This window comes from Streptomyces sp. NPDC030995, assembly GCF_055571215.1.
Genome location: NZ_JBVIFS010000008.1, coordinates 169,985 through 181,551, shown reverse-complemented (window position 1 = coordinate 181,551; position 11,567 = coordinate 169,985). Strand labels below are relative to the sequence as shown.

The 11,567-nt window shown below is 71.5% G+C and carries 8 protein-coding genes and 1 riboswitch; of the genes, 3 read left to right on the top strand and 5 right to left on the bottom strand.

The window, feature by feature from the left end:
* Window positions 1-168 precede the first annotated feature (168 nt).
* A complete protein-coding gene (locus tag ACZ45T_RS15565) occupies window positions 169-450 on the top strand; it encodes an HPr family phosphocarrier protein (protein ID WP_468441388.1) in 282 nt (93 codons plus the stop codon).
* 294 nt (window positions 451-744) lie between these two features.
* Here the strand turns inward: ACZ45T_RS15565 and ACZ45T_RS15560 are convergent, their stop codons facing one another.
* From ACZ45T_RS15560 to ACZ45T_RS15545, 4 genes are all read right to left on the bottom strand, one after another.
* The gene (locus ACZ45T_RS15560; RefSeq protein ID WP_468441386.1) at window positions 745-1,422 is read right to left on the bottom strand and encodes a GntR family transcriptional regulator; all 678 of its coding nucleotides are present in this window, start codon (window positions 1,420-1,422) and stop codon (window positions 745-747) included.
* A 183-nt stretch (window positions 1,423-1,605) separates the two neighbouring features.
* On the bottom strand, window positions 1,606-2,406 hold the full coding sequence (locus ACZ45T_RS15555) for a M23 family metallopeptidase (protein WP_468441384.1): 801 nt from the start codon (window positions 2,404-2,406) through the stop codon (window positions 1,606-1,608).
* 13 nt (window positions 2,407-2,419) lie between these two features.
* Window positions 2,420-2,578, bottom strand: a riboswitch (cyclic di-AMP (ydaO/yuaA leader).
* 254 nt (window positions 2,579-2,832) lie between these two features.
* Window positions 2,833-4,200: a M16 family metallopeptidase gene (locus ACZ45T_RS15550; protein WP_468441569.1), complete on the bottom strand. Its 1,368-nt coding sequence runs from the start codon at window positions 4,198-4,200 to the stop codon at window positions 2,833-2,835.
* A 20-nt stretch (window positions 4,201-4,220) separates the two neighbouring features.
* Window positions 4,221-5,582 carry a M16 family metallopeptidase gene (locus ACZ45T_RS15545; RefSeq protein ID WP_468441567.1) on the bottom strand — a complete coding sequence of 454 codons (1,362 nt, stop codon included), beginning with the start codon at window positions 5,580-5,582 and terminating at the stop codon, window positions 4,221-4,223.
* 290 nt (window positions 5,583-5,872) lie between these two features.
* Here ACZ45T_RS15545 and ACZ45T_RS15540 point away from each other — a divergent pair, with 290 nt between their 5' ends.
* Both ACZ45T_RS15540 and ACZ45T_RS15535 read left to right on the top strand, forming a co-directional pair.
* Window positions 5,873-8,329, top strand: coding sequence for a DNA gyrase/topoisomerase IV subunit A (locus ACZ45T_RS15540; RefSeq protein WP_468441382.1), 2,457 nt, complete (start codon window positions 5,873-5,875; stop codon window positions 8,327-8,329).
* A 106-nt stretch (window positions 8,330-8,435) separates the two neighbouring features.
* Window positions 8,436-10,484: a restriction endonuclease gene (locus ACZ45T_RS15535; RefSeq protein ID WP_468441380.1), complete on the top strand. Its 2,049-nt coding sequence runs from the start codon at window positions 8,436-8,438 to the stop codon at window positions 10,482-10,484.
* Here ACZ45T_RS15535 and ACZ45T_RS15530 read toward each other — a convergent pair.
* Entirely contained in the window at window positions 10,481-11,554 is a 1,074-nt protein-coding gene (locus tag ACZ45T_RS15530) for a CobW family GTP-binding protein (protein ID WP_468441378.1), read from the bottom strand. The genes ACZ45T_RS15535 and ACZ45T_RS15530 overlap by 4 nt on opposite strands.
* Window positions 11,555-11,567: the final 13 nt, after the last annotated feature.

Sequence of the window (11,567 nt, the reverse complement as noted above, 5' to 3'; positions counted from 1 at the left end):
CGGGACGGGCCGGACGGTGCGCGCGCGGCGCATTAGGCAATACGGGACAAATCAGTGCAAGCTGGGGAAGGTCGAACGGCGGAGGAGCCAGGCCGAAGGTCGGTCGGAGCATTCAGGGCGTCGTGAGAGACTGGTCTAGACAACCGTAAGAACCTGAAGGGCATCACCATGGCAGAGCGCCGCGTCAACGTCGGCTGGGCCGAGGGCCTGCACGCTCGTCCCGCCTCGATCTTCGTCCGTGCGACGACCGCTTCCGGCGTCCCGGTGACCATCTCGAAGTCGGGCGGCGACCCCGTCAACGCCGCCTCCATGCTGGCGGTTCTGGGCCTGGGCGCCCAGGGCGGCGAGGAGATCGTCCTCGCCTCCGAGGCCGAGGGTGCGGACGTCGCGCTCGACCGCCTCGCGAAGCTGGTCGCCGAGGGTCTCGAAGAGCTCCCCGAGACCGTCTGACCCTTCGGGTTCGACCCGAGCAGTACACGCGGCGAAGCCGCGGCCCCCGGACACTCCGGAGGCCGCGGCTTCGCCGTTTCCACGCCTGGGTCCCACCGGGGCCGCCCGGGCCGCTGCCGGCTCGGCGCCCGCGAGAAATCGAGCCCGGAGGAAATCCCGCTCGCCCGAGAAACGGCCCTGCGGAAATCCGAGGGCACCTGCAATCAGCTCCGCAGGAATTCGGCACGGCGAATTCACCCCGTCCGCCACCGCGCAGCGAATTCGCGCGATGCCGTCCTTTGTATACGGCCCCTGTTAATGCCGCCCGCTCGACATGTTTACGGCAGGTTGCGAAGTGCTCACCGCCGGGCGGACCCGCCGCCGGTGCGCCCCAGCCGCCCGGTCGGCATGCACCCCGGTCAGCGCCCGGGCCCGCTCCGCGTCCCCGCGGGCCACCGCGTCCACGATCGCGCCGTGCTCCGCCCAGGACTCCACGGGCCGGACCGGCGCCTCCACCACGTACATCCACGCGACCTTGTGCCGCATCTGCGTGAGCAGGGCGATCAGCCCGGGGCTGCCGGAGGCCTGGGCGAGCGTCTCGTGGAACCAGCCGCCCAGCGACCTCAGATCCTCCCCCTGGCCCCGCCTGGCCCGCTCCTGCCCCAGCCTGACCAGCCCGCGCAGCACCTTCAGGTGCGCCTCGGTGCGCCGCCGGGCCGCCCTGGCCGCCGCCAGCGGCTCCAGGAGCATCCGCAGCTCCAGGAGGTCGGCGGCCTCCTGCTCGGTCGGCTCGGCCACGCAGGCTCCCGCGTGGCGCCGCGTGGTCACGAACCCCTCGGACTCCAGGGTCCGCAGCGCCTCGCGGACCGGGACGCGCGAGACTCCGTACCGGCGGGCCAGCACCTCCTCGGTCAGCCGACTGCCCGGTTCGAAGACCCCTGAGACGATGTCGTCGCGGATTGCTGTGCATACTGCGTGCGCAGGAATACGCAAGACCGAACCTCCGCCTATTTCCGACTGCCAGCCTCAATGCGCGCACTCGCGCGTGCTGCGACTCTATTGCAACACACGATAATTTCCGAGAGCAGCCGGGAAATACGAAACATTTGCACGGGGCTCAACACGAAGACCCCGGCTCGGGGAGCCGGGGTCTTCGGTGAAAGGGTGCGGGACGGGTCAGAGATCGACGCCGTGCGAGCGCAGGTACGCGACCGGGTCGATGTCCGAGCCGTACTGCGAGCCGGTGCGGGCCTCGAAGTGCAGGTGCGGGCCGCTGGAGTTGCCGGTGGAGCCCGACAGGCCGATCTCCTGGCCGGCGGTGACCTGCTGGCCGACGGAGACGCTCAGCGAGTGCAGGTGCCCGTACTGCGTGTACGTACCGTCGTTGTGCTTGATGACGACGTTGTTGCCGTACGCGCCACCCCAGCCGGCCTCGACCACGACACCGACGCCCACCGCGTGGACCGAGGTGCCGGAGGAGGCGTGCAAGTCGATGCCGGTGTGGCTGCCGGAGGACCACATGCCGCCGCCCGCGTGGTACTGCGTGCTGACGTACGAGCCGTCGATCGGGGCGACGAAGGTGTTGAGGCGCTTGCGCTCCTCCTCGCGGGCCGCACGCTCGGCGGCTTCGCGCTCGGCCTTCGCCTTGGCCTCGGCGAGGCGCTTGGCCTCGGCGGCCCGCTGCTTCGCCTCGGCCTCGGCCTGCGCCTGGGCGGCGGCGTGGTCGGCGGCGCGCTGCTGGGACTCGGCCTGGTCGGTGATGTCACCCGCGAGGTCCTCGGCGACGACGACGGCACCCAGCCCGTTCTCCGGGGCGGAGCTGCTGTGGTTGTCCGCGGCGAAGGCCGGGGCGGCGAGGGAGCCGACGACACCCGTGGTGGCGATCGCGGCGATACCGGCGTAACCGGCGGTCTTGCGGCTCAGACGGCTGGATCCACGGTGCTTGCCGGAACCAGCGGGACGACTGCCAAACGCCATGAAGGGTTTGATCCTTTCCTTCCTTCTCGCCTACCGGGTTAGCTGACGGGTTCGGAGCAGGAAGGTCTCCTACGGGCCTCCTCTGGCGAGGCGGCCCGATTCACCCCAGGGACACATGTGGGTCCCCGGCTCCCCAGGCTCGCGCCTGACGGGGACTCGGCGATCGCTGTCCGGTGCCGCGGGTGCGGCGGGCACAACTGACGGACAGCACGGCCGACGCTAGGCGGATCATCAGTCAATCGCCAAACAGACGCGGCTTTTTGTTGCGTACGCCACACCACATAAAAGCAACCTCACCACCAAACGGACAAAAGGGGCCCCGGCGGACAAGCCCGCCAGAGCCCCTTTCAGGATGCGTCAGTTGACCGTCACGCGGCCGACGTCCCGTCGTCGGTCGGTCGTCGGTCGGTCGGTCGTCGGCCGCCGTCAGTCGGTGACGACGCTGACCTCGCCGATCCCGAGGGCCCGCACCGGCGCCTCGATCTGCGCCGCGTCGCCCACCAGGATGGTGACCAGCCGGTCCGCCGGGAAGGCCTTCACGACCGCCGAAGTCGCCTCCACCGTGCCGGTTTCGGCGAGCTGCGCGTACAACTGCGCCTGGTAGTCGTCCGGCAGCTCCTGCTCGACCTGGTCGGCGAGGGTGCCGGCCACGGAGGCGGCCGTCTCGAACTTCAGCGGGGCCACGCCCACCAAGTTCTGTACGGCCACGTCGCGTTCGGCGTCGGTCAGACCCTCCTCCGCGAGGGTGCGCAGCACCGTCCAGAGGTCCTCCAGCGCCGGTCCGGTGTTCGGGGTGTCCACCGAGCCGCTGATGGCGAGCATCGAGGCGCCCTTGCCGTCGGCCGTGGAGCGCAGTACCTGGCCGAAGGCGCGCACGCCGTAGGTGTACCCCTTCTCCTCGCGCAGCACCGCGTCCAGGCGGGAGGTGAGCGTGCCGCCGAGGCAGTACGTACCGAGCACCTGGGCCGCCCAGACGCGGTCGTGGCGGTCCGGCCCGATGCGGCCGATCAGCAGCTGCGTCTGGACCGAGCCGGGCCGGTCCACGATGACCACCCGGCCGGTGTCGTCGGCGGTCACGGACGGCACCGGGAGGGGTTCGGCGGTGCCGCCCGTCCAGCTGCCGAGGGTGTCCGCCAGGACGGCGTCGAGGTCGATGCCGGTCAGGTCGCCGACGACCACGGCCGTGGCGGTGGCGGGGCGTACGTGGGCCTCGTAGAAGGCGCGTACGGCCGCGGAGTCGATGCGGGCGACCGTCTCCTCGGTGCCCTGCCGCGGGCGGGAGATCCGCAGGGACGCCGGGAAGAGCTCCTTGGAGAGCTGCTTGGCGGCGCGCCGCGACGGGTTGGCCAGCTCGTGCGGGATCTCGTCGAGCCGGTTGCGCACCAGCCGGTCGACCTCGGCGTCGGCGAAGGCGGGGGCGGCGAGCGCCTCGGCGAGCAGGCCCAGCGCCTTGGGCAGCCGGGAGGCCGGGACCTCCAGGGAGACCCGGATGCCCGGGTGGTCGGCGTGCGCGTCGAGGGTGGCGCCGCAGCGCTCCAGCTCGGCCGCGAACTCCTCGGCGGAGTGCTTGTCGGTGCCCTCGGAGAACGCGCGCGCCATGATGGTCGACACGCCGTCCAGGCCCTCGGGTTCGGCGTCGAGCGGGGCGGCGAGGTTGATCTCGACCGCGATCACCTGCTGGCCCGGCCGGTGGCAGCGCAGCAGGGTCAGCCCGTTGGACAGCTGCCCGCGGTCCGGGGCCGGGAAGGCCCACGGCTGCGGCTCGCCGGCCTGCGGGCGCGGGTGGAAGGTCATCGTGACGGCTGCGGTCTCGCTCACTGCTCCGCCCCCTCGTTCTCGTCGTGCTCGCCGGACTCGTCGGACTCGTCGTGCTCGTCGGCCGCGAGCGGCTCGTAGACGAGCACGGCGCGGTTGTCGGGGCGCAGCCGGGCCGCGGCCACGGCCTGCACCTCTTCGGCGGTGACGTCCAGGACGCGCTCCACGGCGGTCAGCGCCAGCTGCGGGTCACCGAACAGCACCGCGAAGCGGCACAGTTGGTCGGCGCGGCCGGCCACCGTGCTCAGCCGGTCCAGCCACTCCCGCTCCAGCTGCGCCTGGGCGCGCTCCATCTCCTCGGCCGTCGGGCCCTCGGCGGCGAAGCGCGCGAGCTCCTCGTCGACGGCCGCCTCGATGGCGGGGATCTCGACCCCGCTGGAGGTCTTGACGTCGAGCCAGCCCAGCGAGGGCGCACCGGCCAGGCGCATCATGCCGAAACCGGCCGCGACGGCCGTCTGGTCGCGGCGTACGAGGCGGTTGTGCAGCAGCGAGGACTCACCGCCGCCCAGGATCGTCAGCGCCACATCGGCGGCGTCGCACTCGCGGGTGCCGTCGTGCGGGAGCCGGTAGGCGGCCATCAGCGCGCGCGCCGGGACCTTCTCGACGATCTCCTCGCGCAGCTGCTCCCCGATGGTCTCGGGCAGGGTGCCGTCGCGCGGGGGCTGCTTGCCGTCGTGCGCGGGGATGGTGCCGAAGTACTTCTCGACCCACGCGAGCGTCTGCTCCGGGTCGATGTCGCCGACGACCGACAGCACCGCGTTGTTGGGTGCGTAGTACGTGCGGAAGAACTCGCGCGCGTCCTCCAGGGACGCCGCGTCCAGATCGTCCATGGACCCGATCGGGGTGTGGTGGTACGGGTGGCCCTCGGGGTACGCCAGGGCGGTCAGCTTCTCGAAGGCCGTGCCGTACGGAACGTTGTCGTACCGCTGGCGGCGCTCGTTCTTGACCACGCTGCGCTGGTTCTCCATGGACTCGTCGTCCAGGGCCACCAGCAGGGAGCCCATGCGGTCCGCTTCCAGCCAGAGGGCGAGCTCCAGCTGGTGGGTCGGCATCGTCTCGAAGTAGTTGGTGCGCTCGAAGCTGGTGGTGCCGTTGAGGGAACCGCCGGCTCCCTGGACCAGCTCGAAGTGCCCGGTTCCGGGTACGTTCGCCGACCCCTGGAACATCAGGTGCTCGAAGAGGTGAGCCAGGCCGGTACGGCCCTTGACTTCATGGCGCGAACCGACGTCGTACCAGAGGCAGACCGCGGCGACCGGGGTCAGGTGGTCCTCGGAAAGCACCACGCGCAGGCCGTTGGCCAGCCGGTGCTCGGTCGCTGTCAGGCCGCCGGAGCCGGCCTGGGCGGTGGCCGTGTGACCCATGGGCATGTGGTCCCTTCGATCGCGATGCAGAGATTTCTGTCAGACCTGCCACTGTATGCAAGCGCGTCGGCCGCCGGATAAGTTCCCGGGTCACTCCCCACGACTCCGTCTGGGGGGACCCCCGGGGTCGGAGTCGGCGTTGTCGGTGCCTCGGGCCACAATGGTCCGCGTCGCACCCCCAGCCGGACCCGTTCACGACCCGCAACACCAGACCAGACCCAGCCAGACCCAGCCAGACACCCAGCCAGACACCCAGCACACCCCATTCTTGGTTAAGGAGCCGCGCAGCGATGGCCCGCCGCAGCACGAAGACCCCGCCGCCGGAGGATTTCGAGGAGAAGATCCTCGACATCGACGTCGTCGACGAAATGCAGGGCTCCTTCCTCGAGTACGCGTACTCGGTGATCTACTCCCGCGCCCTGCCCGACGCCCGGGACGGCATGAAGCCGGTACACCGCCGGATCGTGTACCAGATGAACGAGATGGGTCTGCGCCCCGACCGCGGCTACGTGAAGTGCGCCCGCGTCGTGGGCGAGGTCATGGGCAAGCTCCACCCGCACGGTGACGCGTCGATCTACGACGCCCTCGTGCGCATGGCCCAGCCCTTCTCGATGCGACTGCCGCTGGTCGACGGCCACGGCAACTTCGGCTCGCTCGGCAACGACGACCCGCCGGCCGCGATGCGTTACACCGAGTGCAAGATGGCCGACGCCACGTCACTGATGACGGAGTCGATCGACGAGGACACCGTCGACTTCACCGCCAACTACGACGGCCAGGAGCGGGAGCCGGTCGCGCTGCCCGCCGCCTACCCGAACCTGCTGGTCAACGGCGCGTCCGGGATCGCGGTCGGCATGGCCACCAACATGCCCCCGCACAACCTCGGCGAGGTCATCGCGGCCGCCCGCCACCTGATCCGCCACCCGCACGCGGACCTGGAGGCGCTGATGCGCTTCGTACCGGGTCCCGACCTGCCCACGGGCGGCCGGATCGTCGGACTCTCGGGCATCAAGGACGCCTACGAGAACGGCCGCGGCACCTTCAAGATCCGCGCGACGGTGGCCGTGGAGAACGTGACGGCCCGCCGCAAGGGCCTGGTCGTCACCGAACTGCCCTTCACGGTCGGCCCCGAGAAGGTCATCGCGAAGATCAAGGACCTGGTCGGCTCGAAGAAGCTCCAGGGCATCGCCGACGTCAAGGACCTCACCGACCGCTCGCACGGTCTGCGCCTGGTCATCGAGATCAAGAACGGCTTCCACCCCGAGGCCGTCCTGGAGCAGCTCTACAAGCTGACGCCGATGGAGGAGTCCTTCGGCATCAACAACGTGGCGCTGGTGGACGGGCAGCCGCTGACGCTGGGCCTCAAGGAGCTGCTGGAGGTCTATCTCGACCACCGCTTCGAGGTCGTCCGGCGGCGCAGCGAGTTCCGCCGCACCAAGCGCCGCGACCGGCTGCACCTCGTCGAGGGCCTGCTGGTGGCGCTCATCGACATCGACGAGGTCATCCGGCTCATCCGGGACAGCGAGAACTCCGCGCAGGCCAAGGCACGGCTCATCGAGCGGTTCTCGCTGAGCGAGATCCAGACCCAGTACATCCTGGACACCCCGCTGCGCCGGCTCACCAAGTTCGACCGCCTGGAGCTGGAGTCCGAGCGCGACCGGCTGACCGGCGAGATCGACGAGCTGACCGGGATCCTGGAGTCCGACACCGAGCTGCGCAAGCTGGTCTCCACGGAGCTGGCGGCCGTCGCGAAGAAGTTCGGCACCGAGCGCCGGACGGTCCTGCTGGAATCCGCCGGGACCGCGGTGGCGGCGGTTCCGCTGGAGGTCGCGGACGACCCGTGCCGGGTGCTGCTGTCCTCGACGGGCCTGCTGGCCCGTACGGCGAACGGCGATCCGCTGCCGGAGGAGGAGGGCGGCGCCCGCGCCAAGCACGATCTGATCGTCTCGCAGGTCGCGGCGACCGCCCGCGCCGACGTGGGCGCGGTCACCTCGTACGGGCGGCTGCTGAGGCTGTCGGTGATCGACCTGCCGCAGCTGCCGGACACCCACGCCGCGCCGAACCTGTCGGGCGGCGCCCCGGTCTCGGAGTTCCTCTCCGGGCTGGAGGCGGACGAGAAGGTGATCTGCCTGACCTCGCTGGACGAGTCCTCGCAGGGCCTGGCGCTGGGCACCGAGCAGGGCGTGGTCAAGCGCGTCGTGCCGGACTACCCGGCCAACAAGGACGAGCTGGAGGTCATCACCCTCAAGGACGGTGACCGGATCGTCGGCGCGGTCGAGCTGCGCACGGGCGAGGAGGACCTGGTCTTCATCACCGACGACGCCCAGCTGCTGCGCTACCCGGCGAGCCAGGTCCGCCCGCAGGGCCGCCCGGCGGGCGGCATGGCGGGCATCAAGCTCGCCGACAACGCCAAGGTGATCCACTTCTCGGCCGTGGATCCGGGCCGGGACGCGATGGTGTTCACGGTGGCGGGCTCGCACGGGACCCTGGACGACTCCGTGCTGTCCGGGAAGCTGACGCCCTTCGACCAGTACCCGCGCAAGGGCCGGGCCACCGGCGGCGTGCGCTGCCAGCGGTTCCTGAAGGGCGAGGACGTGCTGGTCCTGGCCTGGGCGGGCGGCTCCCCCGTCAAGGCGGCGGCGGCGAACGGCACTCCGGCCGAGCTGCCGCCGGTCGACCCGCGCCGGGACGGCTCGGGAGCGGCGCTGCCGGCGAGCGTGGCGGCTCTGGCAGGGGCCGTGCTGTAGGACGGACGACGCCGTTTCAGGTGGTACGCCCAACGGGGGACGTACCACCTGAATGGCGACTAGTGTTTTCCCTCTTGGCACTGGTGGGTGGGGGAGAACAGAGCTGATGAGTCGTCGCTCGGGCGGAGTGATCGGAGACTGGGCGGAAACCCAGCGCCGGATGCAGCAGACGCAGGTGATCCAGCAGCGCCAGGCGGAGCGCCGGCGGCGCGATCAGCAGGCCGCCGACCGCCAGCAGCGTGAGGCCGAGGCCCGGCGGCGTACCGAGCACATCGAGGCGGAAGTCGCCGCCCTGCAGGGCCTGCTGGCCGCGGGGTGCCGGGCACCGGCGTTCCGGATGGCCGCGCTGGTCCGGTCCGAGCAGCTCGAACCCTTCAATCCGGGCACGCTGGCGCACCCCGTGCCGATGCCGCAGCTGCACCAGTTCCAGCAGCAGAGCGCGGGCTGGACGCTCGGCTCGGGCCGGCGGGCGCAGGCCGAGCGCGAGGCACACGCGCGGTACACGCAGGCCTGGCAGGCCGCGCACGCCGCGGAGGCGCAGCGACAGCAGCAGCTGGCTGCGTACCGGCAGCAGTACGACCGGTGGGCGGCGGAGCAGCTCGCCGGGGTGCGGGCGCACAACAGCGGGCTCGCCGAGCTCACCGAGGCGCTGCGCGCGGGCGACGCGGAGTCGGTGGTGGATTACTTCTCGGCAGCCCTGTACGCCTCGACGGCCTGGCCCGAGGCACTGCCGAGGCAGGTGGCGGCCGCGTACGACCCGGGGGCGCGCCAGCTGGTGCTGGACTGGGAGCTGCCGGGCTACGCGGTGGTACCGGAGGCCAAGTCGGTTCGGTACGTGCCGAGTACGGGCCAGGACAAGGAGACGGCCCGCCCGGCCACGCAGCGCAGGGCGCTGTACCGGGACCTGCTGGCGCAGTGCGTGCTGCTGGTGGTGCGCGAGCTGTACGCGGCGGACGAGTTCGGCGTGCTGGACTCGGTGGTGGTCAACGGCTTCGTGGACGCCCACGATCCGGTGACGGGCCTGGAAGCGCAGCTCGTGCTCGCCACGGTCTCGGCGGCCCGGTCCGCCTTCACGGGGCTGCGGCTGGAACAGGTCAGCGCCGTGGACTGCCTGGTGGAGGGGCTACGCGGGCAGCTCTCGGCCCGGCCCGACCAGCTGACCGCGGTACGCCCCGGCCGCAGGCCCGACGAGGTCGGCGGAGGCGTCGTCAGCCACGGCGGCCACGTGGGCGGCGACCAGGACGAGCCCGACCTCTTCGCGATGGACCCGATCGACTTCGAGAGGCTCGTGGCAGACCTCTTCCGGGCGATGGGCATGGAGGCGGTGACCACCCAGCGGTCGGGCGACGGCGGGGTGGACATCGAGGCGCGCGATCCGGCCCCGCTCCGGGGCGGGCGCATCGTGGTGCAGGTCAAGCGCTACCGGCACCGGCTCAATCCCGACGTGGTGCGGGAGCTGTACGGCACGGTCCAGGCCACGGGCGCGAACAAGGGGGTGCTGGTCACCACCGCGTCCTTCGGCGCCGGTTCGTACGAGTTCGCCGAGGGCAAGCCGCTGGAGCTGGTTCCCGGCGTCAAGCTGGTGGAACTGCTTCACGACTACGGGCTGCGCGGCCGTCTGGGCGGTGGCGCGGCGCAGCGGACCTCCGCGCCGGAGCCCGCTCCTTCCGCGGACCACAGCGTCCTCGGCATGTCCTGGTCGGGCTCGGTCGCGCTGGACGTGTGCGCGCTGGTCTGCGCGGGCAACCGGGTGCTGAGCGAGGACCACTTCGTCTTCTTCAACAACCCGCGGACCCCGGACGGTTCGGTACGGACCCGCGCGCACACGGCGCCCGACAAGGCCGCGCTGGAAGTCGCCTTCGAGTCGCTCCCGCGGGAGGCCGACCGCCTCGTCCTCGTCGCCGCCGTCGACCCGGAGGCCGATCCGCAGGCCGACCTGGCCGGTTTCACGGACGCCCGGATCCGGCTCCTCGACGCGGCGGGTGCGGAGGCCGGGCAGCTGGAGGTCTCCGACGGCCGGGCCGGCGAGAGCGCGCTGGTGCTGGGCTCGTTCCGGCGCCGGGCGAACGGCGACTGGGACTTCGTGATCGGCGGCAAGGGCTACCGGGGCGGCCTGGAGGACCTGCTGCGGGAGTACGGCGTCGACGTGGCCTAGACGGCGTCGGCCTCGGTGTCGGCCTCGGGGTCCGCGGGCCGGGCGACGTACCGCAGGACTCCCCACATGCTCTCGGGGCGCGCCTCCTGCGGTGCCTCCTCGCGGCAGGCCTCCAGCTCGCGCAGCAGCCCCGCGCCGTCGGTGCCCGCGCCGATCATGACCAGTTGCGTCCGGCGTGCTTCGCCCCGGGCCCACGGCTGCGGGGCGAAGCGGAGGAAGCGGCCGACCGCGTGGACCTCGTACTTCTCCTCGTGGCCGGGGACCCCGAACCAGACGAAGCCCTTGATCCGGTAGAGCCCGGCCGGGCGCCGGTCGAGGAAGTCGATGAACCGGCGCGGGGAGAGGGCCTGCTCGCAGGCGAACTCCGTGCTCTCGTAGGCGGCGTGTGCGTGGGTGCAGTGGTCGTGGCCGGCGGCCTGCGCGAGCAGGTCCTCGAAGGAGAGCTGCCCCCGGGTCTCGGTCCACGGCCTGCGGTCGAAGAGCAGTTCGGGGTCGATCCGCCCGTGGTCGGCGCCCACGACCGGGGTGCCCGGGGCGCAGAGCGCGGCGAGTTCCTTCTCGATCCGGGCCCGTTCGCGGTCGTCCACCCGGTCGGTCTTGTTGAGCACCACCAGGTCCGCGACGGCGAGGTGGCGGTCGGTCTCCGGGTGCTTGGTCCGGGTCGCGTCGAATTCGGCGGCGTCCACGACCTCCACCATCCCGCCGTAGCGGATGGCGGGATTCTCGCTGGCCATGAGCATCCGGATCATCTCCTGCGGCTCGGCCAGTCCGCTCGCCTCGATGACGATCACATCGATGCGGTGGACGGGAGCGGAGAGCTTCTCCAGGTATGCGTCCAGCTCGCTGCCGTCGACGGCGCAGCACAGGCAGCCGCCGCCGAGGGAGACCATCGAGTCCCCGACCTGGCCGGCCACCGACATGGCGTCGACCTCGATCGATCCGAAGTCGTTGACGACGACCCCGATCCGGGTGCCCCCGCGGCCTGCGAGGAGATGGTTCAGCACGGTGGTCTTGCCGGATCCGAGGAAACCGGCGAGGACGACGACGGGGATGGGCTGCCTGCTGTTCACCCGGTCGATCGTA